This is a genomic window from Bacillus solitudinis, from assembly GCF_002797395.1.
GTDB lineage: Bacteria > Bacillota > Bacilli > Bacillales > Bacillaceae_D > Halalkalibacter_A > Halalkalibacter_A solitudinis.
This window is the reverse complement of record NZ_KZ454943.1, coordinates 2462376-2485468: the sequence shown is the minus strand read 5'-3', so window position 1 is coordinate 2485468 and position 23093 is coordinate 2462376. Positions and strand designations below refer to the sequence as shown.

Genomic DNA, 23093 nt, shown 5'->3' with positions numbered 1-23093 from the left:
ATGAACTTCTGAACCGAACAGTTGATATTAATCTCGACTAAACATTTATAGTCAGTTTACTAAGTCTGTTTAATCGGGAAATTTAATTTACATTGTAAGTTAAACTTGGGCGGGAGGGATTAAACTGGATAAAGATTTGGTTTTCGAAAAGTTGCGATTTGATTTTGAGACAAAACTTAAACGAAGTTTAAAAAATACCGAATTAGAACTATTGTTGTGGATGGCAAATAGGGTTGTTGGAAATGTGAGTGTTTAACTTGCATTAAATTACATACTGAGGAGCCCCCACAAGGAGGGCTTTTTGTTTTTATACGCTGTTCTTTAACCCTCTTACCTTCGCTTCAAACTCGAGGCGCATACAATCAGCGACTGTCATATCACCTCTCTTAGCTTTTTCTAACCAACTCTTATCAATTGGGTTGCGCTGCCTTACATCCGTCCAAATTTCTAAAATTTTAATGACTGGCGCTAACTGAGTCTTTGTCATATTGTCTTCCTCCTCTTTATTAATATCGATACCATTTTTATACTTAACAACGTCTGCTCTAACCTTGTCCATGTTAATAACCGGACAGGCCTTCCAGCTGTAACCTGGCATTTCGCTATGACCTTTTATGTCAAATGCGTTAGGTAACTGCTCCGGTAAATAAACAGCAAGTAACCATAACAAGCTTTGATACTGTGGCTCGGTCGGGTCTTCAAAACGAAAATCTCCCGGCAAACAAATACCGAGAGAATGTTTGTTACTATTACCTACATGAGGAGTCATGATATTAAAATCCGCACACAATTTTATCGTTCCGTCTGGTTCCACTCCAAGGGGATATCCTCCTATGGACCAGTTATTTTTTGTGACGTGGAAATCAAGGTAAGACTCCATGTTAGTGCCTGCTAATTTCCGTAAGGTAAGCCCGTGATGCACAACAACCGTACGAATGTCTTCAAGCCTTCGATAGGTAAGTTTTTTGAACCAGTGCCGCGGTGTTTTGCTTCGAATGTCCACAATGTTCATTGCTTCTCATCCTTCCCTTTAATATCTGTCATTTGTTCAAAACGTTTAGTTAAGAAGTCTGGAAATGGCACTCCTAATCTATTCATATTTTCTAAAAGTGAAATACCTTCTGTACCAATCAAAAAGAAAATCATGGCATTACGCATAAAACCCGAATCACTACCAGCTATCACATCAAGTTGATTGGCCACAATAACTAGGGATATCATTGCACCTTTTTTAACCAATCCTGCAAACGCCCTTTTTGAACTAGTTTTTTCTGTGCTGTTTTTATCTAAGCTTGCTGCTACTCCTGTTAAAAAATCCACTCCCATTATGATAGCTAATGCGATAACCAAATTATCAAGCCCCCCTAAAAGAAAAGCGCCACTTGCAAAAGCACCGCCTGTTACTGTCGTATAAAGTGTGTTCGTTTGATATTTCATCATACATCTCTCCTCTAAGAGCCACTCGATTCGAGGGCAAAATAAAAAGAATCCTCGATTAAGGATTCTTTTTTGAACCATATTATTTTATGTTGTTGAACACTTGCTGCAGGGTATCATCCATATAAGTAAAGGTTTCACTCAAAATTAAGAGAGATCCCTAGAATCATTTTCTGATAATATGAAGCTGTACAATTCTTTCAAGTACCCATATACACCTTAGCAGTCTGAATGTAACTATCATTAATGACCATAAACAGGCGAATGTTAACCAAATCATAGGGTTTGAATCCTTATCAAAAACTAAACATATTAACGATGTAAGCAAGAGTATACCAAGATATTTACTCGTACTAAAGAAAACCTTGAAGACAACTTTATACTGTTTACTTTTTCTTAGTCTTTCGATTTGTTCATTAGAACTTGAAGTTAACAATACAGAAAGACCAGTAATTACAAAACCAAGGAGAGCACCAGATAAAGCAGCTAAAGTTCCATAAAATACATCCCTTATTTCATTTAGATTTGTTTGAATTAAGCTATAACTTCCCCATTTATCCAATGAAAAAATGGTTAACCCGATGATAACAAAAGATACACAAAGCTCAATTCCAAGAAAATGCGCTCTATATAGGTTACGCATGACAACCCTCATCTTTCTCATCAAAAATTGCTCTCCAGATCATTATAGGCCTCTTCTATTTTTTCAAACATACTTTCAGAATCAACAGACCTACTTCTACCACCCAATGTAGTTACTTTTTTGGATGTTATCATCTTATCTTCTAATAAATCAAACACCTTATTTCTTTCCTCTGACCTAGATTGAGCATCCACTTTTAGCTTATTAAATTTTTGTCTGTTATCCCCTATTGATAGTATTGATTTTAACTTTTCCTTTGAAAACGGTAGTGTAAAACCACCTCTTGAGTATTTCTTCTTACGTAGAACCAATTCAACAGATTCCGCTTCATCAGTTACTTTTGCAGCAGAATCAAAAGCACTATAAAGATCGCGATCGAGTTCCTCAATTAAAGCTAACTCATTCCTTGCTACTTCCATAGTGAATAGATTAACTTCACCCATATCAGATAACTGATTATCTACATCTTGATTTAATATCGGGACTATTTTAATATATTCAAACCGATTATTGAAATTACTACTTTTATCTAACAAATAATTCCCTAAGCTAGTTGCCCTCGGTCCAAAGAAATTGAACTCTACACCAACAACATTTTTCTGAGGAAAATAAACAAAATGAGTTATTTCTGCTAAACCGCTATTAGCGGGAATAATTAGGGGCTTTAATACCCCCTCTGTTTCCAATTCGGGAAGTGAACTTCTTCTTGACAATGCAAACTTACCTCTCAGTCCTAAACTACTTGTTGATATCTCGTTTAAGAAGCTCACGTCATTGTTTTGGTAATATTTAAATCGTGATTTTTGATGATCGCCCATAAAATTTAGTTTAGTAATATTTTCAATAACGTTAATTGGATCTGAATGCATGCGAAAATTAGATGAACCCGCTTGACTTTCAAAAAATTCAATACGAAAAAAATGGATTTTTCTATTAACTGTATTGGACATTGAAGCTCCTCCCACTCTTATTATTGATAACATTATTCGACAAGGAGTGGAAGAAACCTCCAATAAATACTAATTTTTTGTTTTATTTACAATGTATTCTTAATGAAGATTATCATCCTAATACGAAAAAAGAACTGACAATATCAGTTCCGGTTTTAACTTATCCATTTAATTTTGAAAGTAAAGATACGTTTCTATTCAATAAATCATGTAGACCTGCCATGTCTTCTACAATCCTTCTAGAAACCATGTCTCTTGCTCCAATATGGATAAACGCAGGATTGGTTTTGATGGTTTCAGTAAGAAAATTTCTACCAAACTCTTCAATGTCACCAGAGACTTCAGATCTTAATTCAAAATTACTTATCTTCTCAGCATATAAGTTATGAACCTCTATGTTTCTAATTCTTTCTCCACCATTTTCAAAGTCATTAAGAAAGCGTTGGCAGTAGCAATAGTCATCCGCATGAATTATTCCGCGTTCATTTAGTTCCTTTAGAATTTTATGGCCAGCTCTATATTTTCTTTCTGTTTCTTCAAGCTTAGCAATAAATTCATTAGCTGAGTTCATTTCATCTGCAACTAAAAGATGCATTAAGATCTCCTCAATATAAACACATAAACATTTATAAGCGAAATTGTCCATTGCCAGTAGAACCATTAATTTTAGTTCATCTGTCTTTTCCACAAAAAAAGAAGGTAAGCCAGGCTCTAACCCCCAATGCATCATCCTTTTCCTATCTTCGATGATTCCCTTACGTGTTTTTATCTCAGCTTCTACAAATTGTTTATAAAATTTCCCCATAGACCCTCACCTCTATGGTGATTATAAACTAAGCTACTGTCTGTTCACCAGTAAGAATCTCAGTAACAACAGCACGAAGATTACCCACGTTTGGCACACTATCAATGGTCATCCGCCCCGCCAAGATTAAAACCGCATAAGATTGAGCAATACGAGAATTTTTAGTGAATGTCATTTTGAACATCTCCTTTGATATTTGATAAAATAATTTAATTAGTGATAACACTAGAAACTACCTCGCGTAGATTGCTAAAGATAGGTATGTCATCAATTGTTTTCTTACCGTTATTAATCAACAGAACATAGTCTTGTACGAGCTTGCTGTTTTCATTGAACATTAGGCGGTACCTCCACTCATAGCTATCATCATCTCAAATAATTCTGTGTTAGATTGAGCCATTTCTAACCGTAAATTTTCAATTTCGCTTGGTGGTATATCTTCTAAAATGGCTTGATGTGGTGTAACTGAAACATCTATGCCGATTCCATCAGCTATTTTCAATCTTTTATTGCTTGGTATATCTACCCACAAGAAAGGCACTCCTTGAGGCTCTCTTGATAATCCTTGGGATTGAGATATTACATAACCTGTGTCATCATAAACGATTAGTGTGTTCATTTATTTGCAACCTCCTTTTAAATATATAAATCTTCAAAAGCAATGTAAGTTAGTCCTGTATGAGCTTGAGTAGGTGCAGTTCCATCAAAAGATACCGTAAATGAAGTCGTTGTAGGTTCTGAAGCTACTCGTAGTCCTACCTGCGTGTGGTTTTTTACAATAGACCACTGATAAGTTGAATTATTTGGATTTTGTATTTTCCCAGAGTGTGTAATTATTGTTCCTGCGGGATTACTATTATCGTAGTAAGTTAAAATTATGAATTTGGGTACGAATGGCAACCCACTGACTGTAGCTGTCGTTGACCAACTAGCACCATAATTACCTGGTATTGTTCCCATTTTAAACCCTTTACCTGTGTTAATTAATGGCACTTTATCAACCAACGAATTTAATGTTTCAGAACCTACACTTGATTGTCCTTTTGCGGTTAAATTTGCAGCCAAATCATTCTTACTATTTTGGATATGCGTTTTTAATTGTATAAAGGTATCACCAACTGTTGCTGGCGAGCCAATAACAGACGCAATATCCGTTTTACCGTTATTGGCAAATGTAAAAAGTTCATCTAATACCGTTTCAACATTTGTACCAGTGAAATGTGAGTTTGCATCCGCTACTGTTATGCTAGTTGCGTTATGTGCATCAATCGCATCCTCCGCCAAATGCGTAGCAACATTTTGACCAGTTGCTTCATCGACGACCATATCCGCACTCGTTTTCGGGTAAAGCACGTCACCATAATCTGGATTTTCTTTCGTCCCGATATTCGGTCTAATCTCTATCTTTTTTACTGCCATTTGTTGTCCCTCCTTATAAAACTTTGTACCACATAGGCGTATTGGGTTGTGTAGGACTAACTGAAAATCCTTCCCCTGTTGCTGTTCCGATAGAATCATCCACATATTTCTTTGAAACAACTGTATTCTCAGGGTCGTTACCTTCAACCTGTCTCTCTAAATAAGCTCTTCCACTTAAAGATTTGACCGTTTGTAACGCTTGAATTGCTTGATTGACTCTTTGAGCTGTCCAAAACCTCTGAGTGGTTGCAGTGCCTGCCTCAGCTTCAATTTGTGTAACTGTACTCCAAGAATTCGTGTTTGCAATGGTTCTAGTTGTTCCGTTAAACCTAACGAATAGGTTGGTTGTTGTCGTCCACAAATCACCATTTACAGGCGAAGAAGGCACTACACCGTGCGGAAGTCTAAAAGGAGCCCCTCCCGACACACTCGCTGGTAGTATTAACGGCCCTGTCATTTCCTCTCCACTTTTATTAACAGGTGTATAACCGATTGCATTTAACACATTTTCATTTGTTACATTCGCATCACTACCTGCTGGTCCTTGGGGTCCTTCTAGTCCCTGTGGACCGATTGGTCCTGTTTCTCCCTGAATTCCTCTCTCCCCTTGAGGACCAGTGTCTCCAATTGGACCTGTATTCCCAGTTTCGCCTTTATCACCTTTTAAACCTTGAGGTCCCGTATCACCTTGAGGACCTACGCTTCCTGTATCCCCTTTTATACCCTGAATTCCTTGAATCCCTTGCTCACCTTTAATATTTCCTCGTAATGTCCAGGTACTCGCTCCTGTTTTCTCTCTGACATCCCAGGTGTTGCGGTTAAGATGCAAATCACCAATAACCCCTAAACTATTAGCCGGGGTTGCAGTTCCTATATGCCAGGTCTTGCCGTTTGTTCCAGGTTCGCCTTGCGGTCCTTGAATCCCTTGTGGGCCTTGTTCGCCCTGTACACCTTGTGGGCCAACTGGACCTACATCGCCAGTTTCGCCTTTTTCTCCTTGGACGCCTTGCGCGCCTTGTGGCCCCTGAGCTCCTCGTATATTTACGTATGAACCCCAAGTATCGTCAGAATTTTCAAAGCGCAAACTGTAACTACTCCACTGATGCGACGGTTTATCTCCTTTAGGTCCAATTGCACCTGTCTCACCTTGAGGACCAATGGGACCCATCGCCCCGGTGTCTCCTTTTGGACCAGCTGCGCCCGGTTCGCCTGTATCACCTTTCAATCCCTGTATGCCTTGTGGTCCGGTGTCACCCGTATCCCCAATGTCTCCCTTTTCACCTTTGTCCCCTTTAGGCCCGATGTCTCCGGTGTCACCCTTAATTCCTTGAGGGCCTTGGAGATTCACATACTGATAGTGGATTTCGTCCTCACGTTTAATGCCAAGCTGAGTCTCATTCCAAGTGTACTGCAAGCCAGTCCCATCTTCTCCATCGACTCCCGGTTCACCAGTATCACCTGTTGGCGATTCCTTCACTGGGGCGTCAGTTAATTGCTTTATTCGCTCCTGAAGTGTGGGCAATGCCTTACCCATGACAACCGAAATTTCCAATCCACTCTTGGAATAGGACTCTGTTACTTCAGTCACTCTCCTATGAGCTGTCTCATTCCACTTTCTATTTTGTACAGTTACAATGTCGCCTAAGTCCCAATCTACTCCATACTTCATGTTTGATTGGTCTAAAATTTCACTATCAAAGGAAAAAACTTGTTCGTACTCTGCAAGTTTTTGCTCTCCCCTGACTGGTAACTCTTCCGGATTTTCTATGTCCCTAGCGTCAATAAATACTTCTCGGCGTTCTAACCCTCCAGAATCTCCAACCTCAACAATATGTCGATTGTCTCCCTCACCTTGTCCTGCAACATAACCAACATTCCTATAACTATATTCACTTTCGACTAGTTTTTGATTCTTGATATTGTCAAAATCAAAAGAGAAAACAACCGGAGGATTTTCATCTTGTAAAATGGATAAATCTTTGCCCTCATAAACTTCAAAAACAAAACACTCATTTTCAAAGTCTATAACTACTTCCCAACCTAAACCACTTGCAATTCCTATTTTCTCAAGTTCTTCATCTAACTGCTTAAATCGAGTTTGATAAAACGTTGTCGGTCCTTTACCCTGGTTCGTTCCGTTGACCAATAATTTAATTTTTCGATTTAAATCCAAAGGGTTTATCACATTTCTATCTACATATTGCCTCATGATTGATTCCACATTATCATTTACCCGATCATATGCAGATCCGGACGGTGGAATAGTGAGTCTCGTTTCCAAGAAACCGCCTAACGAAAGCCCACTAACCAATAAATTCTCGTTATCCCCTGCATCCTTTTCACTATGCAGGATAAACCCGGTCTTATCTCTTCCAAGGCTTACAATATTGTACTTTTTAAGATGCTCGACTCCATTTTTATTAGGATCAACAGTCATTTGAAAACTTCCGAACGTATACCATTTACGCTCAAAAACTAAGCTCTCATAATCATCGATTTCGCCTAAAAAGCCGACTGTTCTATCAAATATTCTTAATGGGTACATTACAACACAACCTTAAACCAGATATCATTGTTTACAAGGTCCTCCGGTTCTGCTAAGTCAATTCTTATCGCTGTACCTACTCGCCCTTGGACACTATTAAACCAATCCTCAAACTCCGCTTCTAAACGTTGAAGCAAATCAATGGCTTCTTGTTCTGTACCTTCAAACCAGGTATCAAACGTGTCTTGAAATGTATCTGTTGGCACACTGATTAAGGATGAGACAATACCACAAACGACTGTATCTAATCTCTCATCTGCCACCGTACTAATGGTATTACCCCCGGCATTCACTCTCACTTGGGCAAGTGAAATCTCATATATACTCGTATTTCTTGTCAAGGACGGAGGGACGGGGTTACTTGCAGGAGTTCCTTGTTTTATAAAGACCCGTACATGCCGATTGTCTACGGTTGTATCTAGCCTCACAACCACACGGTCAATTCGCGGATTAGTTGCATTTCCTTCAACGTGAATAAGGGTTAATGGCTCCGTATTTTCATAAGCACGTCCTTTAATAATCGCTCCTCCTGGGGATACAACGCTGTTCAACCCCTCACTTTTTGTCACTTTTAGAGTGGGTTTGTTATTAACATGAATTACGCCACTCGATAAAAAACGCTCTAAATACCAAGAGAACTTTTGAGCCAAAAAGCTCCTATCACCGTCTATACTGTCAAACGGAAAAAACTCTTCTGCCATGCCCTTACACCCCCGTGTATTTATTATTAAACTCGATATATAACGGAGAAAGCTCTCCTTCAATCCCAGTGGAATAACTGATTAAATTATTACCTGGTTGAAGGCTCCAAAACTCTGTCGTTAAAAAATTAATATAATTAAAAGCGTTCATCACTTCCCCGTTTGTCTTTATTTTCTCCACTCTTTTCTTACCGAATGCTGTAATAACAACTAGTTTTTCTCCCTCTAATAAATCTTGTTTAACCTCAATCGTTTGTCCTGTTGTTTCATTTGTTAAACGTATAGGCGACGTCAACGGTCCATCCATAACCAACTTAATTGGAGTCTCTGCATTCCCTTTATTTACAATAATTTTAGAGGTATTCACATCAATCTCCCCGAATTGCGAAGGGAAATCAATTGGAAATTCTAATCCACCTGTAATTGAAATAAATTCATCAATGGTTTCAGATTTATCTTTCCAGTAAGGGTCAGGGCATACCAGTGAGAAAGTCAAACGTTGATACGTAGGACCTCGATTTGCCTTTCCTGTTAAAAAAGCAGGTTCTTCATCTACTGTAAACTCAATCTGCTTTTCTCCTCCTGGATACTCAAAAACAAGATTTCCTAATCCCGACTTCGCACTAACAATCCTTGCAATCTGCTCTCTTAATTCAAAAAGTTCTACGGGTGTCTCTGCGTAAATATCCACTTGAAAATGAAGGTCTTTCACTTCTAAAAAAGTCCCTATATAGGTTGCGCCATCTTGGAAAGGAGAGGTTTTCATAATAACGTTCGTGCTGTTTCCACCTGTCCCTTCAAGTGTACAGAGGATAAACGGAGGAGATAGTCCCATTTCAAGACTTTCTCCTCTACCGTTTGTGATGGTTACTTTTTGCAAATCCTCACCCCCTATAAATTTAAAGCTAATTGCTGTTGTAATTGTTTTTGCTTACGAATAATCATATTAGAATCAAGGAGTTCCGGGCTGTTAAACGTATTATTTTGCACAATTTGCGGACGTTCCGACGAATCAGCTACTACTCGAGGTCGCTCTTGATTACCGAACCCTCCAACCACACCGTTAGAAAGTTCTCTAGCCGCCTTGTTAATGTCCGGAATGGTATTCTTCATCCCTACAACCGCCCCTTGACCAACAGGTTCTCCTACCTCTTTTTCGATTACTTTTGATGGGGAATTAATATTCAGAGCATTTTTGAAACCGGTTGTGATGTTCGATGCTATATTTTTAACGGTATCTCCAACAGCACTAGCCATACTCTTAATACCGTTTATAAGTCCGTTAACAATATCCCTCCCGATATCATATAAAGAGATAGCCCTCAAAAAACCTAATGCAGAATTCCAAATATTCTTTATGGTTTGTTCTGCTGTATTCATTTTATCTTTGACTGCATTTACCATCTCATTGAACTTAGTTCTAGTCGCTTCTACAATGTTGCTAAAAATATTCGTAAAATAATCACGGATAGCTGTTAGAATTTTCACTGCTAAGGCTTTAGATGCCTCAAGTGCGGCTCCGAAAAAGTCACGGTACATTTGAGAGTAGGTCTTTACAACGTTGTAGATGAAAACCAACGCTTTTTCAAACACATCCTTGATGTTATTCCACAGATTCGCAGCTAATGTTTTAACTGCTTCCCACAACCCTTTCCAATCTCCCCGGAAGAGTGCGGCAAACACATTAAAAATGTCAGTAATGAGAGTAAGAACAGTCTTGATGGCGCTCATTACTAAATCCCATGCCGATTTTGCTATCCTAAGAATGTCATCACCGTATTTCTGCCATACTTTTGTCACCAAGGTCACAAACCCTTGAATAAGGTTAACAATCGAGTTAAGCAGATTCATTACGGTATCTTTTATTGAGGTCATTGTACTAGCGTTATTCTTCTGCCATTCCTTAAATTTATCACCAATCTTTTTCACCCACACAATGACTTTCATAATCCAATCGGAAGCAATCTCACCAAATTTCACAATATAAGGAACCACCGCTTGCAATGCAGGAATAAGAACCTTTGTTAGCACAGGAGCCGCCTTTGCGCCAATTTGCATAGCGAGTCCACCTAAAGTGGTTTTGACGTTCTCCATCGCAATACGGAAGTTGTTTGCATCATTCAAGGCATCTTCAGATAAAACAGCACCCATTTCATGAGCGGCATTTTTGGCATCATCCATGCCATCCACACCCATCGATACGACAGGGGCAAGGTCTTTCCATGCACCACCTAATAGGTCAGTACCCAATCTTGCACGTTCTGCCGGGTCTTCCACTCCTGCTAATGCCTTTGTCAGCATGTTCATGCGCTCGTCAGGGCTTGCGGCGTTTAATTGTTCATATGTCATTCCTAAGCCTGCAAGAGCCTCTGATTGTTTTCCTGTGCCTTGTTCCAACATATCCATGGTCTTAGTAAGCTTCTCGGATGCTTTGGTAATCGTTTCAGTCTCTACTCCTGCGACCTTGGCTACGTTCTGCCATTCTTGAATAGCGTCCGTTGACATCGATTTTTGTTATCGTAAAGGCTTTTTATCCTCTACTTCTAACAGTTCATTTCCTGTTAGTTCAGCATACTTTTTCACCCTCGTCTTTACGTTAGGGTGGCGCGGTCTCGTGGAAGGATTATTTCACCTTCTATGCGTTGCCCCTGACTAATTTCTAGCCTTCGGTTCGAGTTAGCATTCCAGCCTTCTCGCTTAATACCGCACTTATAATCTAATGAGTTTCCTCAAAAGACGGCATGTCACATACCAGTAATAGAGTTAAGGTCTAAAATTCGGTCAGAATAATCACCTGCTTTTGTTGCAAGTCCTAACACAGCTCCACCTGCAGCAATAGCGGCAGTTCCGATAGCAGCCGCACCAATAGCAATTCCTTTGGATGCCTTTTTAAACTTAGATTCCGTCTTTTTACCTTTATCATCTATGTTGTCTAGCCCTTTTTGAGCATCCTTATCATCGATAAATACGGAGCCCATCAAACGAAATATCTCCATCTCTCTCACTCCCTTCTTGAGAGCAAAGAAAAAAGCACCCTATTTAGAGTGCTTCAAGCTCAATCTTATTTTTTCGGCATAGGCAATGACCTCTTCATCCGTCTGCTTTACCGCCTTTTTGTGCTCTTTTTTGTTTTTATAGAAGTCCTCAAACGAAACAAAGGTCTTTTCATCCATGTGCGGATATTTAGACAGCCACACGTCCCAAGCTTTCTTCTCATTCTCTTGCTCATTAGCTTCCATCACCAGGTCGAATCCATAACTAATATCAAGAGACATAATAAAAGACGCATCGCCATACCGTTTTAACAGTAGGTCAAGCGTCTTTATTTCATCAACTTGATAGCTCGTTGCAAAAAAGAGTTTACCTGTGGATGCTCCTTAAATTCTTCAATCAACGCAAATGTTTCCTCTGCATCGAAAGTAGCCAACCTTCCAACGTCAATTCCTTTTAAATCAGCAAGAAATGCCGTTACTTCTTGTTCTGCATCACCAATCCCCTCGACAACTTTAAGCATAATCTCAATGCCTAACTCCTCTTGCGACATGCTTTTTTTGTACTCAGGCTTAATTTGCATCTTTTTCAAAATGCGAGACATGGTAAACACGTCCTTGAACACTAAACTACGCATTATACAGCCTCCTTCGGCCAGTAAATCTTAAATGGTGCTGTACCTAGTTCGATGTTGTTGGCATCGTAGTGACCCATAAACTGTATAGGTACAATCGCTTCGCCATCATCTTCCATCGTCATATCAATACCTTCCATCGAAAGTGCGTTATCAATCATGATGATAACTGGCTTATTGGAGCCGCTAAGCTTCCCGATATACGTGATATTATCAAGGTAATCGGTCAATTCAATTTTCCCTTTTGATGTGATAATGTCGTAATCTAAATTAGTAGCCGCATCGATTTCAGCACCTGCAATCGCAAGCTTAAGATTCTCTGCAGTCAGTTCCTTTAGGTTCACTGTCAAAATAGGTTCTTCCGACACAATGACGGTGTTACCTTTACCGCGTCCTTTTAATCCATCAATCTCAATTTCTCGTTTTTCTTGAGTCAATTGAAACTGATTGCCTCCGCTTGTTGCACCTAGTAACGTGCCGACCATCGTATCAAAGTCGAAATTTTTATATACCGCCCCTGCATCTAATAAATAACGCTCAGGCGTTTTATCCGTATACCCTGTGTATTGTACTGCCATCTATGTCACTACCTTTCGTATCGTTTTATTTGGTAACGTAGTTGCCTACGCTTAATAATGTGGTCAGGGTCATTTAAGGGTAGTTTGCTTATGCGTGTAAAGATGAGGAGTTGATTGACGTCCAATACCCTTTGCCCACGCAAATGCTTGTCTATTTGGTCAGTAAGAGTCTCTATTGTGGTTTGGTCACCGTTTGAAGGCCTATCCCATATATCCACTTCAAGAATGTGATTAATAGCATCAGAACTTGGTGTGCTGTCCGTGGCAAAATTATAAACAACGTAAGGATAAGGTGGAGGTTCGTTTGTTACAGGGTCTTTTCTGACAACTTCATAATAGACGCGTGAATGTTGAGAAGCTAACATTGCGTAAGTCGCATTAAGTAGGCTTATCATAGTTTCATCATCTCGCTTGCCAGTTGCTTAATGCGACCGATGTTCCCCTCAACTGCAGGACCAAGGAAAGCTTGTGCTTTTGCTCCGCTTGTTCCCTTCTCTACATAAGGTGCATATTCGGTAGGTGTACCAATGACAACGTGGTCTTCTTCTACTCGGTGAGTGATAGAACCTCTTAAGTTCCCAGTATCCACAGGAGCACGATTAATCGCTTCGCCCTCAGCAAATACCCCTATAGCAGTCAACGTCCTCTTTTCAGCCGCTTTAATTGCTTGCATAACCGCCTTTGAATTAGATTTATACTTCACCCGAAACCACCCCCACATACTCAAGCAAACACTCTAGTTGTCGCCCTAGATTCATAGGGTCGTCCACATGCTTTACTCGATATTGTTTCCCTACTGCATATACTTCGTCACCTATTTTGATGTCCAGTATGTCAAACAGTATTAAAATGTGTGTGGATTGCTCATCGATTCGCCCAGCTACGACCGCATCATTGCCACTCAGCATATCGATAGCTCCCTCCCCTTCAATGTGATTAACCCATCCACCACCGCCACCACCAAAAGAATTATCGCTCTCTGATAAGCGTTTCGTGTAGAATGCTTGCATCACCACACCAACTTTCGCTTAAGCCCTCTTGTAATGCTCTTAGGGTACTCGGTAGAGTAACCGACTGAATGACGTGATAACCCTTCGTTTGTCAGCCCTGCTTTGTTTTCTAGGTGAAACTGAATCATTTTAATAGCGTTCAACTCATATTCTTCTGGAATACCTTCCGCGAACGAGTCGTTGCAATAGCTTCTGATATCATTTTCAACCATAGGAATTAACGCTATGATACGGTCATCCTTGTACTTAGAGCCGATTACCGCCTTTACATTTACTACAGTTGTGATAGGCATTTATTCACCTACTTTTCTTCGTTTTCTTTTTGCTCCGATTTAATCTCTTGCTCTTCAGAATCCACTTGTTCAGGCGCTTCTTCCTTACCGATTAACAGAACAATCAGTTCTTTCTTTGTCTGATTCAATTCATATTCAATACCTAATTGCTGTAAGCGTTTCTTCAATTCATCGTTGCCTATTTTTTCGAGTTTGGAACGAGCAAAAGTTTCATACTTGATTACTTCCGCTTCCTTTTCCTTTTGCTCCGCTAACCGTTTCTTTTCCTGTTCCAATAAATAAAATGTCGTTGCTCCCATTTTTGCACCTCCATAAGAAAAAAGAGCCAGGATAAACCCAGCTCTTTCGCTTAACCGTTTGTGATTAGTTTTACAATTCTCGTCTTCTTCTTTTCATAGACTCTGTCATAGTTAGCAGCAGCTTGCATTTCTGCGAGTGTAGGCATTTCTCCTAAGACTGAACCTTCTGCCCATTTGAAGCCTCGTGGATGCATAATAAACTTTTGACGATTGATTAAGATATCTTCAGCCTTTAGTGAGTTACGATCCGTTTCAGTCGGTGTTTTAGGCGAACCCGGCACATATCCAACAGCACCACCTGCAAATAAATAAGATGTATATTTTTTACCGCTAGTCGTACCATCAATTACAGGTAACCCATCATCGACAATGATTGTTTTTCCTTGATACGTTCCAAAACCAATATCAATGTCCGTTTCTGGGAAATATTCCACCATTTGAGCTTTTTGTAGATTCGAGTGTACACGCGAATGCATAGCAATAGCGGTAAATTTCCCTTTCGCATCACCTAACAATTGAGCACCTTCAATAAACACGTCACCACTAGCGTTTTCCCCTGTTCCAGATTCATCCGCCACGTTTAAAATTAAATCGCCGCTATCATTAGCTAGGTTATCAGCAAATACACCATCTAACATATTTAACAACATTTTTTGTTGAGCTCTTGTCCAGTATTCAGCAACACGACTACCAATAGCCGCCATTGGGTCAGAGCCTGCAAGTTCTGCGGCAATATCTTCCGAACTCCACGCTTGACCAAATTCAAATACTCGAGCAATGTCTTTGCCAGAATTGATTTTTTGAGTTTGCAATGTGAAATCCGATTGAATCGCTTGTGGGTCACCATCTAAATCATTCCAGAAAGGCATATTTACCGTATCTCCACCGTTTGGCACAGTCAGGTTAGGTACTCCTGCTACTATTCCAGAACGCACCAAAGCGCTCTTTTCCTCAATTGTATTAACAACATATTGATTAAACACCTCTGGGATAATTACATCCGCTACTCTAGTCACTGCCATTTAAATCTCTCCTTATAATCCGTATAGTGCAGGATTGCCCCCTGCTTGGCTTATTAATTGCTTAGCTTTTTCGGGTTCATCACGAATGAGCTTCCCTTGTTCTGTAAGATTAAAAGTCTCTTTCTTGAAAGGGTTATCCTTAATAGGCGGAGGATTCCCACCTTCATAGTTAGGTTGACGACCTTTCAGTCCAGGAGGTTGTTCATCTCCAAATAAATAAGCGTCACTCTCTTTGAGTGCGCTCAATTGGTCTTCTAAACCTAAAAGTTTCTCTCCATCCAACTTGATTGACTCCCTATCCAATAAAGCCTTTACCGCTTTAGGATTCCTAGCTGTAGCAGCAGACAACGCCTTATCAAGAGCAAACTCAAACGATTGCTTATCTAACTTTTCTTGATAGTCTGTGGCTGTTTGTTTGTTGGCGTCTTGCAGGTCTTGAATCTGTTTTAATAGGTCATCGTTATCCTTCGCCTTACCCTTTAACCCATCAAGCTGTGTGTCGCGGTCTTTAAGTTGTTGCTTTAAATCTTTGTTGTCATTGTTTACAGTGTCAAACTTTTCTTTAGGGAACCATTCACCGTTATTGACTACAGCTAATTTGTTATCTCCTGCCTTTTCAATAACCTGGTTGTACAATTCCTCGCCTAACAACGCTTTTAAATCCATCTATATCGACTCCTAATTAGTTTTTTTGACGCGTTACCCACCGCGCTAAGGAATGCGTTTCTTTAGGGTCTAACCTTTAAAAAGACCAATAAAAAAGCCACCCTAAAAGGATGACTTCGCTCTATCTATGTTTAAGGCTTATATCGCCTGTCATTTAAAAACTCTTTTATGTTGTATTCGCGTCCTAATACACGTTGTAACTCAAATCGTATGAAATCTTGTGTATGTTTGTTGCTATTTGGATGATTGTAAACCCTTGCCACTAACTCAAGACACTGCCTCGGCAACCCTACGTCCTTTAAATCAATCTCCACACGTCCACCTCCGCTCAAATGGTTATTTTCCCCATTATACAGGAAGGAGGCTTGTCATGTTAAGCGCCGATTCGATTTTCTTTCCACTGTTCATAGGTTTGTTGCTCGACTACCCCATCCTCGGAACGCCTTACACTTGGCTCATAACCTTCAATCTCAGCACGTGTTGAACAGCGACAATTAATATCTTGCGCTGGGTCACCGAATCCACCAGGGTACTCAGCAGACTCACCATCAACTTCAAACATTTCTCCTAATCCAACGGATTGCCCATCTAGTTCTTGGTGAGTGTCACGAGTATCGCCATCTAATGTAGCCACCCACACTTTCTTCATAACAACACCTGCAGACTCAGCTTTTAGAAGGCTATCTAACCTTCCACCTTGTTGCACCCTATGAGACTCCGTTTGAACAATACGCATGACGTTCGAAGCCCCCACATCCATACGCTGTTTAATGTTCCTAGCAGTTTCTTGATAAGACTTCCCTTGGATAAGGCCTTGTGCTAATTGTTCTTGTAGCTGACGAGTAAGCCGCGCTTGGTTGTCACGATTACGCTTAAGGAAGCCTACTCGGTCTAGCGGATTCTCTACCGCTCTCTCAATTACCTTTTGATTAAGCAATCCAAAGCCTAGTTTAGCAGCCGCTTCACCTTCCACAATATAAGCCGTGCGATAATAACTCTCTGCGTACATGGAGCCAAGACCATTTTGCAACGTTCGAGCATTTTTCCCGGTGAGTTTGCCGATTTCCTTTGCAATCTCTTTTTCTAACTTAGCTAAACGATTAAATTTTACCGCATCCGTGTAGTTGCCGTTTGTCGTCTCGTAAAGCTTCGCTAGTTTGCTTCTCACCTCTTTTAGTGAGGCTTGGTAGTTTTGTATTAACCGTTTCTCTAAACCCTTCTCTTGGCGATTGAGAGCCTTATCTTGTTTTTCAAATTTCTTCTGTAGACTCATCGTCATCACCTTCTACATCAAGGTCGATTCTGTCTATCTCTTGTTGCTTCTTCTTAAGCTCATCTTGTACATTTGTTACCCACGGATGGTTAGCAAGTGCCGTTTCTTCTGAAGGTGAGCCACCTGACATTACAGCGTTATTGATTTGCTCTGTCTCATTGAATATCATGGCATTGTTAAAGGTGAAAGTCGCTGTCTCAGGGTTATACTGTTTACTCTCGGATATCGACAAGTGTTCTGTAAAAAACCATACAAACTGTTTGAGAGCCTTGGTAAACTTACGTTCCAATTGACTAGACTTCATATCAAGCAACGAATAGAGGAATTGAAGGGCAACCCCTGTAGGATTCGCACCAAATGCATCCTGTTTTGGATTAACACCCATACCAAACGCAATGATGTCCTCTTCTGTCAGCCCTAAGATTTCCTTTACGGTGACGATTGGTAATTCAGCAGTATTTGTATCCACACCACCATCTTCACCAACCTTAATTGCCTTGTAATAGCGTAGGTTTTCCATGAACTCAGCTAAGTTGGCACCTTCATACCCTTTCAGTACATAAATAAGCGACTGAATTTCTTCAAGGTTGTTTTGAGCATCCGACCTGGTGCGGTCATAGGCATCAATCAACTTCTTGTAGAAAATCAAGTCGCTTTTCTCTTCCTCGTTATTGCGGAACGGAATGAAAGGCACTCTCTCCCATCCATAACCCATTTTCTTATAGGTGAAATGACTCTCAGGGTTAGTATCCTCAAACGTATCAAGCACAAACTCTCCTGTGTCACCTTGGATATAGTAGGTAACTTGCTTAGTGTCCCACCACTCAGCTCGAATGACTTGTTTGTTGCTGTCTAAATCCCTGTTCACATAGTAATAACGCACAACCGCCTGTAACTTCTGCTTGCGCTTCCCTTCGTAAATGGGAATGACTTGTTCAGCCGGGATGATGATGTAGTCAAACAACCCATTCTCATCGATAAACGGATGAAGGTATTCCACGCCCTTATTACTGGCATTCTTCACAAGCTCGCTCAGGTCATCGTCAAAGTCCTCGTTAAAGTATTCGTTGAGTCTCTTAGCAAACTCCTTGTCATCTGATGTAATGGTCACTGGGTTACCTGCTACATACGATACCTTTTGGTCAACGAGAAGTTTATGCCATCCACTTGGTATACGGTGATTCGGCTTCGTTTCGTCCTTTATTCGTTGGCCATCTTTCCAGTAGTATTGTTCACGGCTTAGAATGTCATTTTGATTAAAGTAATACCTGACACCTTCCTGCATTTCAGTGGTATCATGCTGTTCAATCAACTTTTTAATGATATATTCATTCGTGACTGTGGATTGATTGGTGATTTGTTCATTGATTAACTCTGTTTCAGTACGTCCAAAAAACATGCGGCACCTCCTTAGCGTAATATTTCAATGTTTGATTTCTTCATATCGTCCTCGAAAGCATAGCGAGTCGCATCAATCGTGTGATTATCCTTATCCTCTAGCTTTGCCCTTGGGTTTCCGTCCTTGTCCGTCTCATAGTCAATGGACTCGAATTCCCTCGCTATGTTTGGTGTGCGTTTCGCATCAATAACTATTTCCTCTAAATCATCTAGCCAACGTTCACCATACTCGACAGAGTCAGGACCCTTTTTAGCGCCTTTTACACGCATTCCATACGTCTTCTGTTCAGCTATAGACTTAGGCTCAGCGCTATCAGCTATGGTCATTTTATCGCCATAGCCTTTTTTCTTAACCCATTCGACCGATTCTTTGTTGCTGATTTTCACACCATAATACTCATCCATTGCGTATATTTTTTTTCGTGTCTTGTCGTAATGCCAACGGACGAAAGTATAAGGGTCAACAGCATAACCGAAATCCTCACCTTGCCTGATGTTATCGAATGTACTGTATTCTTCATCCGTTATGGTTCGGAAAGTTAAGTTGTCGAAAGGAACAACACCAGAGCCGATTGCCTCACCAAGATATTCCCACTTGTATTTTTCTGGACGCTTTTCTTTAACTTCCTCAGCTTCTTGAATAAACGCTTTAGATATATGCGGATTATCCAAGTAAGTGGAATGATGAATGTATGTGTTGTTTGAAATAAATTGCGTTTCATACTTCTTGTTCACCCATGACTGCTTTCTTTTCGGTGGATTGTATGAGTAATAAAAGGCATAAAAAAGACCCTCGGGCAATTCTGCACGTAGCACAGAGTTTTCGATAGTCGATACATCTTCTTCTGTTTTAAATTCGGCTAATTCTTCTATCCACATGAAAGCCACAGGAAACTTACTCATCTTTATGGACTTAATCTTTGTCGGGTCATCTGCACCGCGAAAGATAATCTTATTCCCTCTCGGTAAGTACGTGAGCCTTAGAGGACTTTGGTTAGGGTGCCAATACTCCGACACTCCTAAAATCTCAATCGCCTCTTTCAATTGCTCATACACAGATTCTTGAAGCGTGTTTCCTACTTTACGGATACAAAGTCCAGTTACTGGATACTTCATCATATCCATAATTAGCTTCATGGCAATGTGTGTAGATTTAGCAGAACCACGTCCGCCTTTTAACACATGCCTTAAATATCTATGTGAATTTGACACCTTCCAAAATGATTGAAAATGTGGAGTGATTTTCTCGGACAGTTTAACTTTCATCCTCATCACCTATGTCATCTATGATGGTGACACCTACACTACCTTCAATTTGCTGTTTATCTGTCCACATGGCGTAACGTTTGCCTAAGTCAACAGCAGCACTCCGTCTAGTTTGGACACTCGGCTTAAGGTTTACTACCCTCTGTGTACCATCCCCATCTAAAATAGGAACAGGCTCATCAATATCACCGCGCATTACAGAGGTCAAAAACTCCATTATCTCTTGTTGGTCTGCCACTCTTTCACCTTGTAATTTCTCAAGTCGCTCATCTATATATGACCTAATCGCAAGTTTTCGCAAGTTTTCAGTAGCTATGTTGTCATGGTTCTTCCCACTGTAACCTGCTCTCCTAGCAGCTTCTGCTCCGTTACCTGTCTCGATGTAATAATCAGCAAACCGCTTCTGTTTCTCTGTGAGTTTCATTACATCCACCTCATCCCCTAACTATTCGGTATGTCCAAAAGGTTTATTTTCTTGCTACCGCTATCAGTCCGTGCGTTATGCTCTCTATTGCCTGTTCCTCAAATACTTCGTAATGTTCTCTATCATGTGCATCCTCATGTATAGGCGCAAAGTGCAGGTGCAGTAATTCATGGACAAGACTATTCTCCATGTCTTGCATAGCCATAAGACCATCAGGGTAGTCGATAGGGTCCAATATTCGAACGGATGCCATCTTCTTAGATAGCGTCCAACTGATTTCGGCAGCTCTATTTGGATCCATTTCCTTTTCTCTCACTATTCTTATTGTGATAATCCAATCACGCAGTCTTAGCTTTTCTTGCCAATAGGCTAGTCGTTCCTCTAATTCTTCTTGGCTAAGAATCACCTCTTGCATGTCATCACCCTTTCTTAATACACTAAAAAAGACCAACCCCTTAGGATTAGCCTTGTTTAATGTATTATTTATCCCAATTTGACAATTCAAACCTCTTACATTCTACAGGAGATTTTGGACTATCCATCTTTACAATCAAATTAGTAAACCTACCTTGCGCCTTCAGTAAAGTAAGAATAACAATTGCTTTACCTCTACTGACACCTCTTTTGCCTAACTCCGGCTCGATGTCATAGTAACCCGAGAATGCTTCTGTTTTGTCCGGGTCTATAAAAATTTCATTCAACACACCTTCCACTACATCGACTTCCCAATTTTCAACTTTAGACAATCCCGAAATTTGACTATCTACAACCGTTTCAATGCCGTTAACTAAGCCATAAATAACATCATCACCAACTCCGGGCGGACAATCGTTTAGCCTTTTCTGAATTCGATAAGTTTCACCTAATAATTTTCCGAATAAATATTTATCCATATAAATTCCCCCTTCTCCCCGTACATTCGACAAGAAAAGTGGAAAATCCTTTAATATTAACATTTATTTTACAGCCTCTTAACAATTATCAGAATGTTTTGTGTTATCATAAGTATCGGCGGAACAGGAAAATCGATAGACCTTGAGACAGTCTATCAAAAGGAGGTTTGCCTTTATCCCTTTATGAGTCAGGCTTTAACTAGTCTGGCTTCTTCTCCGTAAAAAGAATAACGCCCATCACACTTAGGAACTCTCGTTCAAGTGACAGGCGTTATTATCAGATTAAAAACAAGTTAAACTAAGGTTTGTTCGCGATAGTTTTGTTACTACTACCATAATAACACTTATATATCAATGAGTCTGTAACATTCTTGTAGCGCGTTTTGACTGAGAACTCACTCGTCTAATGTGCTCAGGAGAATATCCTAATTCAGTCGCTATTGTTTGGTGAGTCTTGCCTTCCACATAACGTTTATAAGCGATTTTGTATTCTAATCCGCCCAACCGCTTTAACTTACTTTCTATTTCTTGTTTGCCTCGTCTTAACTCATCTAAAGCCTCGTGCATCTGTTTTATTCTCTCGCTAAGTAAGTCGCATCGTCTGGCGGCGTTATCTAATGGAACCTGGTGAAATAACTTTCCGCCAAACCACCAATTCTCACGTTCTTTCATTGTCATTTTGATTTGAGTTTCAAGGATATCGATTTCTTTAATCATATCGTTGTAGTTGCGAAAGATAATTTTCACCGTGTTCATTCTTACTCCCCCTTTAACTTCATCGCTTCATACTGCACTTGTTGTGGTATCTCGTTAGGTTCATCGCAATGTTGGCAAAACGCATGACTTGCCATTGAAAAATATTCTCTCACAATATACGTTGGTATTTTACTAGGCTTGCAGCAGTAGTTACAGAACATGAGATAATCCACAACATCACTCCTAAATATCAGATTGGTACTTCGATATGCTTTGAAGGATATTCCCTTGAGACTGAATCACATCTAAAGAGGCTAGTCCGCTTCGGTGCAACTCAAGTGCCATATCCCTCGCATGCTTCAATTCCGCTACCTCACCTCTTGCCATATCTGGAATGAGAGTAGCTTGCACACCCTCACTCCTTAATCTGATAATGGTCTTACCTAACTCACGTCTATATTCTAATTCTGTATTGGCTTTATTCTCAGCGAGTCGGAATATCTCTTTGCTGGCTTTATTCATACGCTTTGTTATCTCGTACATTTCGCCTGTTATTTGAGTAAGTTCGATGGTTCTTTTCGGTTGAGTCATTTACTCACCCCTCCAACTCAATGACATTCACTTCCACCCTTGGATTCTCGCTGTACCACTTACTAACGACCAATGTCACCACTTGGCTATCATCGCGCCATATCACACCGTTTAACGCATCCTTGATTGCCTTGATGTAGTTATCTACGTCTGGCTTGGTGACAGGTCTTACTTTCATGTCTTTGATTAGCTCACGTTTGTACTTAGGCATGCTTTTAGGAATGGAGCGGTATATTTCAACCATGAGTTGTATTTGTCCTTCTATGGGCTTCTCAGGCTTATGCTGACTAGCTACAAGCTTCACATATTGCTTGAAGTTTCTTGATTTCTCAGGGTCATAAACTTTCCCTTTGCCGAAACGCGGTCTTCCTTGAGCCACTGGTTCGCCATCTATAGTGAATCTAATATTACTTGCTATCTTGGCCACGAGTCATAACCTCCTCGTATAACTGTTCAATTTCTGCATGAGTTTTATCGTCTAGTGCATCTTCACTCCAACGCGTTCTGGATACGATGACGAATATCATGAAAGAGCGATTCATAAGTTCACCTCGTTCTC

General features: G+C 40.3%; 35 protein-coding genes. All 35 read right to left on the bottom strand.

The genetic code is table 11. The features are described from left to right. Nucleotides 1-307: 307 nt before the first annotated feature. Nucleotides 308-1012 carry a peptidoglycan recognition protein family protein gene (locus CEF19_RS12070; protein ID WP_100406278.1) on the bottom strand — a complete coding sequence of 235 codons (705 nt, stop codon included), beginning with the start codon at nt 1010-1012 and terminating at the stop codon, nt 308-310. After that, the gene (locus tag CEF19_RS12065) at nt 1009-1440 is read right to left on the bottom strand and encodes a phage holin family protein (RefSeq protein WP_227521976.1); all 432 of its coding nucleotides are present in this window, start codon (nt 1438-1440) and stop codon (nt 1009-1011) included. The genes CEF19_RS12070 and CEF19_RS12065 overlap by 4 nt, the downstream gene beginning before the upstream one ends. A 163-nt stretch (nt 1441-1603) precedes the next feature. Next, the gene (locus CEF19_RS12060) at nt 1604-2080 is read right to left on the bottom strand and encodes a hypothetical protein (protein WP_157800951.1); all 477 of its coding nucleotides are present in this window, start codon (nt 2078-2080) and stop codon (nt 1604-1606) included. 20 nt (nt 2081-2100) lie between these two features. Next, on the bottom strand, nt 2101-3030 hold the full coding sequence (locus CEF19_RS12055; RefSeq protein WP_100406275.1) for a hypothetical protein: 930 nt from the start codon (nt 3028-3030) through the stop codon (nt 2101-2103). 160 nt (nt 3031-3190) lie between these two features. Next, nucleotides 3191-3835: a hypothetical protein gene (locus CEF19_RS12050; protein ID WP_100406274.1), complete on the bottom strand. Its 645-nt coding sequence runs from the start codon at nt 3833-3835 to the stop codon at nt 3191-3193. A gap of 28 nt (nt 3836-3863) precedes the next feature. Further along, entirely contained in the window at nt 3864-4010 is a 147-nt protein-coding gene (locus CEF19_RS23510) for a CD1375 family protein (protein ID WP_198510277.1), read from the bottom strand. A 162-nt stretch (nt 4011-4172) separates the two neighbouring features. Beyond that, the gene (locus CEF19_RS12045; RefSeq protein ID WP_100406273.1) at nt 4173-4454 is read right to left on the bottom strand and encodes a hypothetical protein; all 282 of its coding nucleotides are present in this window, start codon (nt 4452-4454) and stop codon (nt 4173-4175) included. A gap of 17 nt (nt 4455-4471) precedes the next feature. Then, nucleotides 4472-5254 (bottom strand): hypothetical protein, encoded by a 783-nt coding sequence (locus tag CEF19_RS12040; RefSeq protein WP_100406272.1) that lies wholly within the window; start codon nt 5252-5254, stop codon nt 4472-4474. 13 nt (nt 5255-5267) lie between these two features. After that, entirely contained in the window at nt 5268-7799 is a 2532-nt protein-coding gene (locus tag CEF19_RS12035) for a Gp37-like protein (RefSeq protein ID WP_100406271.1), read from the bottom strand. After that, nucleotides 7799-8500, bottom strand: a complete 702-nt coding sequence (locus CEF19_RS12030) for a hypothetical protein (RefSeq protein WP_100406270.1) — start codon at nt 8498-8500, stop codon at nt 7799-7801. The genes CEF19_RS12035 and CEF19_RS12030 overlap by 1 nt, the downstream gene beginning before the upstream one ends. Before the next feature lie 4 nt (nt 8501-8504). Continuing rightward, nucleotides 8505-9380 carry a phage distal tail protein gene (locus CEF19_RS12025; protein WP_100406269.1) on the bottom strand — a complete coding sequence of 292 codons (876 nt, stop codon included), beginning with the start codon at nt 9378-9380 and terminating at the stop codon, nt 8505-8507. Nucleotides 9381-9391: 11 nt separating this feature from the next. Next, nucleotides 9392-11005 carry a phage tail protein gene (locus CEF19_RS12020; RefSeq protein ID WP_100406268.1) on the bottom strand — a complete coding sequence of 538 codons (1614 nt, stop codon included), beginning with the start codon at nt 11003-11005 and terminating at the stop codon, nt 9392-9394. A 239-nt stretch (nt 11006-11244) separates the two neighbouring features. Then, the gene (locus CEF19_RS12015; RefSeq protein ID WP_100406267.1) at nt 11245-11496 is read right to left on the bottom strand and encodes a hypothetical protein; all 252 of its coding nucleotides are present in this window, start codon (nt 11494-11496) and stop codon (nt 11245-11247) included. A gap of 39 nt (nt 11497-11535) precedes the next feature. Then, nucleotides 11536-11742 carry a hypothetical protein gene (locus tag CEF19_RS12010; protein WP_157800950.1) on the bottom strand — a complete coding sequence of 69 codons (207 nt, stop codon included), beginning with the start codon at nt 11740-11742 and terminating at the stop codon, nt 11536-11538. An 80-nt stretch (nt 11743-11822) separates the two neighbouring features. Further along, nucleotides 11823-12128, bottom strand: coding sequence for a hypothetical protein (locus CEF19_RS12005; protein ID WP_100406265.1), 306 nt, complete (start codon nt 12126-12128; stop codon nt 11823-11825). Further along, nucleotides 12128-12703: a hypothetical protein gene (locus CEF19_RS12000; RefSeq protein ID WP_100406264.1), complete on the bottom strand. Its 576-nt coding sequence runs from the start codon at nt 12701-12703 to the stop codon at nt 12128-12130. Before CEF19_RS12000 ends, CEF19_RS12005 begins: the two co-directional genes overlap by 1 nt. An 8-nt stretch (nt 12704-12711) precedes the next feature. After that, a complete protein-coding gene (locus CEF19_RS11995) occupies nt 12712-13098 on the bottom strand; it encodes a hypothetical protein (protein ID WP_100406263.1) in 387 nt (128 codons plus the stop codon). Then, nucleotides 13095-13406: an HK97-gp10 family putative phage morphogenesis protein gene (locus CEF19_RS11990; protein WP_227521975.1), complete on the bottom strand. Its 312-nt coding sequence runs from the start codon at nt 13404-13406 to the stop codon at nt 13095-13097. The genes CEF19_RS11995 and CEF19_RS11990 overlap by 4 nt, the downstream gene beginning before the upstream one ends. Continuing rightward, nucleotides 13396-13713, bottom strand: coding sequence for a phage head closure protein (locus CEF19_RS11985; protein ID WP_100406262.1), 318 nt, complete (start codon nt 13711-13713; stop codon nt 13396-13398). Before CEF19_RS11985 ends, CEF19_RS11990 begins: the two co-directional genes overlap by 11 nt. Next, nucleotides 13713-14006, bottom strand: a complete 294-nt coding sequence (locus tag CEF19_RS11980; protein ID WP_100406261.1) for a phage head-tail connector protein — start codon at nt 14004-14006, stop codon at nt 13713-13715. Before CEF19_RS11980 ends, CEF19_RS11985 begins: the two co-directional genes overlap by 1 nt. Nucleotides 14007-14014: 8 nt before the next feature. Further along, nucleotides 14015-14305 (bottom strand): hypothetical protein, encoded by a 291-nt coding sequence (locus CEF19_RS11975; protein WP_100406260.1) that lies wholly within the window; start codon nt 14303-14305, stop codon nt 14015-14017. 50 nt (nt 14306-14355) lie between these two features. Next, on the bottom strand, nt 14356-15327 hold the full coding sequence (locus CEF19_RS23765; protein ID WP_100406259.1) for a major capsid protein: 972 nt from the start codon (nt 15325-15327) through the stop codon (nt 14356-14358). A 12-nt stretch (nt 15328-15339) separates the two neighbouring features. Further along, complete coding sequence (locus CEF19_RS11965; RefSeq protein WP_100406258.1) at nt 15340-15993, bottom strand: phage scaffolding protein; 654 nt, start codon at nt 15991-15993, stop codon at nt 15340-15342. 131 nt (nt 15994-16124) lie between these two features. Beyond that, nucleotides 16125-16307 (bottom strand): hypothetical protein, encoded by a 183-nt coding sequence (locus CEF19_RS23165; RefSeq protein ID WP_157800949.1) that lies wholly within the window; start codon nt 16305-16307, stop codon nt 16125-16127. A 59-nt stretch (nt 16308-16366) separates the two neighbouring features. Further along, on the bottom strand, nt 16367-17266 hold the full coding sequence (locus CEF19_RS11960; RefSeq protein ID WP_157800948.1) for a phage minor head protein: 900 nt from the start codon (nt 17264-17266) through the stop codon (nt 16367-16369). Then, nucleotides 17244-18665: a phage portal protein gene (locus CEF19_RS11955; RefSeq protein ID WP_100406256.1), complete on the bottom strand. Its 1422-nt coding sequence runs from the start codon at nt 18663-18665 to the stop codon at nt 17244-17246. Before CEF19_RS11955 ends, CEF19_RS11960 begins: the two co-directional genes overlap by 23 nt. An 11-nt stretch (nt 18666-18676) precedes the next feature. After that, on the bottom strand, nt 18677-19936 hold the full coding sequence (locus CEF19_RS11950; RefSeq protein WP_100406255.1) for a PBSX family phage terminase large subunit: 1260 nt from the start codon (nt 19934-19936) through the stop codon (nt 18677-18679). Continuing rightward, complete coding sequence (locus tag CEF19_RS11945) at nt 19920-20354, bottom strand: terminase small subunit (RefSeq protein ID WP_100406254.1); 435 nt, start codon at nt 20352-20354, stop codon at nt 19920-19922. Before CEF19_RS11945 ends, CEF19_RS11950 begins: the two co-directional genes overlap by 17 nt. A gap of 43 nt (nt 20355-20397) precedes the next feature. Continuing rightward, complete coding sequence (locus CEF19_RS11940) at nt 20398-20769, bottom strand: hypothetical protein (protein ID WP_157800947.1); 372 nt, start codon at nt 20767-20769, stop codon at nt 20398-20400. A 64-nt stretch (nt 20770-20833) separates the two neighbouring features. After that, nucleotides 20834-21310: a hypothetical protein gene (locus CEF19_RS11935; RefSeq protein ID WP_157800946.1), complete on the bottom strand. Its 477-nt coding sequence runs from the start codon at nt 21308-21310 to the stop codon at nt 20834-20836. A gap of 288 nt (nt 21311-21598) precedes the next feature. Next, nucleotides 21599-22003, bottom strand: a complete 405-nt coding sequence (locus CEF19_RS11930) for a hypothetical protein (protein WP_100406251.1) — start codon at nt 22001-22003, stop codon at nt 21599-21601. Between the two features lie 2 nt (nt 22004-22005). Further along, nucleotides 22006-22176 carry a hypothetical protein gene (locus CEF19_RS23160; RefSeq protein WP_157800945.1) on the bottom strand — a complete coding sequence of 57 codons (171 nt, stop codon included), beginning with the start codon at nt 22174-22176 and terminating at the stop codon, nt 22006-22008. 10 nt (nt 22177-22186) lie between these two features. Continuing rightward, complete coding sequence (locus CEF19_RS11925) at nt 22187-22534, bottom strand: hypothetical protein (RefSeq protein WP_227521974.1); 348 nt, start codon at nt 22532-22534, stop codon at nt 22187-22189. 4 nt (nt 22535-22538) lie between these two features. Next, complete coding sequence (locus tag CEF19_RS11920) at nt 22539-22952, bottom strand: RusA family crossover junction endodeoxyribonuclease (protein ID WP_100408293.1); 414 nt, start codon at nt 22950-22952, stop codon at nt 22539-22541. Next, entirely contained in the window at nt 22942-23076 is a 135-nt protein-coding gene (locus CEF19_RS23970) for a hypothetical protein (RefSeq protein ID WP_264755133.1), read from the bottom strand. The genes CEF19_RS11920 and CEF19_RS23970 overlap by 11 nt, the downstream gene beginning before the upstream one ends. Nucleotides 23077-23093: the final 17 nt, after the last annotated feature.

Coding starts and splice junctions, on each gene's coding strand:
- CEF19_RS11945 (WP_100406254.1), bottom strand. CDS start 20,354: ATGAAACTCACAGAGAAACAGAAGCGGTTTGCTGATTATTACATCGAG.
- CEF19_RS23970 (WP_264755133.1), bottom strand. CDS start 23,076: ATGAATCGCTCTTTCATGATATTCGTCATCGTATCCAGAACGCGTTGG.
- CEF19_RS11995 (WP_100406263.1), bottom strand. CDS start 13,098: ATGATAAGCCTACTTAATGCGACTTACGCAATGTTAGCTTCTCAACAT.
- CEF19_RS12000 (WP_100406264.1), bottom strand. CDS start 12,703: ATGGCAGTACAATACACAGGGTATACGGATAAAACGCCTGAGCGTTAT.
- CEF19_RS12035 (WP_100406271.1), bottom strand. CDS start 7,799: ATGTACCCATTAAGAATATTTGATAGAACAGTCGGCTTTTTAGGCGAA.
- CEF19_RS23510 (WP_198510277.1), bottom strand. CDS start 4,010: ATGACATTCACTAAAAATTCTCGTATTGCTCAATCTTATGCGGTTTTA.
- CEF19_RS12065 (WP_227521976.1), bottom strand. CDS start 1,440: ATGATGAAATATCAAACGAACACACTTTATACGACAGTAACAGGCGGT.
- CEF19_RS11980 (WP_100406261.1), bottom strand. CDS start 14,006: ATGCCTATCACAACTGTAGTAAATGTAAAGGCGGTAATCGGCTCTAAG.
- CEF19_RS12005 (WP_100406265.1), bottom strand. CDS start 12,128: ATGCGTAGTTTAGTGTTCAAGGACGTGTTTACCATGTCTCGCATTTTG.
- CEF19_RS23765 (WP_100406259.1), bottom strand. CDS start 15,327: ATGGCAGTGACTAGAGTAGCGGATGTAATTATCCCAGAGGTGTTTAAT.
- CEF19_RS11940 (WP_157800947.1), bottom strand. CDS start 20,769: ATGCAAGAGGTGATTCTTAGCCAAGAAGAATTAGAGGAACGACTAGCC.
- CEF19_RS11925 (WP_227521974.1), bottom strand. CDS start 22,534: ATGACTCAACCGAAAAGAACCATCGAACTTACTCAAATAACAGGCGAA.
- CEF19_RS11935 (WP_157800946.1), bottom strand. CDS start 21,310: ATGTTAATATTAAAGGATTTTCCACTTTTCTTGTCGAATGTACGGGGA.
- CEF19_RS11965 (WP_100406258.1), bottom strand. CDS start 15,993: ATGGATTTAAAAGCGTTGTTAGGCGAGGAATTGTACAACCAGGTTATT.
- CEF19_RS12030 (WP_100406270.1), bottom strand. CDS start 8,500: ATGGCAGAAGAGTTTTTTCCGTTTGACAGTATAGACGGTGATAGGAGC.
- CEF19_RS11960 (WP_157800948.1), bottom strand. CDS start 17,266: ATGAGTCTACAGAAGAAATTTGAAAAACAAGATAAGGCTCTCAATCGC.
- CEF19_RS12015 (WP_100406267.1), bottom strand. CDS start 11,496: ATGGAGATATTTCGTTTGATGGGCTCCGTATTTATCGATGATAAGGAT.
- CEF19_RS11950 (WP_100406255.1), bottom strand. CDS start 19,936: ATGAGGATGAAAGTTAAACTGTCCGAGAAAATCACTCCACATTTTCAA.
- CEF19_RS11975 (WP_100406260.1), bottom strand. CDS start 14,305: ATGGGAGCAACGACATTTTATTTATTGGAACAGGAAAAGAAACGGTTA.
- CEF19_RS12060 (WP_157800951.1), bottom strand. CDS start 2,080: ATGCGTAACCTATATAGAGCGCATTTTCTTGGAATTGAGCTTTGTGTA.
- CEF19_RS11985 (WP_100406262.1), bottom strand. CDS start 13,713: ATGCAAGCATTCTACACGAAACGCTTATCAGAGAGCGATAATTCTTTT.
- CEF19_RS11930 (WP_100406251.1), bottom strand. CDS start 22,003: ATGAACACGGTGAAAATTATCTTTCGCAACTACAACGATATGATTAAA.
- CEF19_RS12040 (WP_100406272.1), bottom strand. CDS start 5,254: ATGGCAGTAAAAAAGATAGAGATTAGACCGAATATCGGGACGAAAGAA.
- CEF19_RS12050 (WP_100406274.1), bottom strand. CDS start 3,835: ATGGGGAAATTTTATAAACAATTTGTAGAAGCTGAGATAAAAACACGT.
- CEF19_RS12045 (WP_100406273.1), bottom strand. CDS start 4,454: ATGAACACACTAATCGTTTATGATGACACAGGTTATGTAATATCTCAA.
- CEF19_RS12055 (WP_100406275.1), bottom strand. CDS start 3,030: ATGTCCAATACAGTTAATAGAAAAATCCATTTTTTTCGTATTGAATTT.
- CEF19_RS12070 (WP_100406278.1), bottom strand. CDS start 1,012: ATGAACATTGTGGACATTCGAAGCAAAACACCGCGGCACTGGTTCAAA.
- CEF19_RS11955 (WP_100406256.1), bottom strand. CDS start 18,665: ATGTTTTTTGGACGTACTGAAACAGAGTTAATCAATGAACAAATCACC.
- CEF19_RS12020 (WP_100406268.1), bottom strand. CDS start 11,005: ATGTCAACGGACGCTATTCAAGAATGGCAGAACGTAGCCAAGGTCGCA.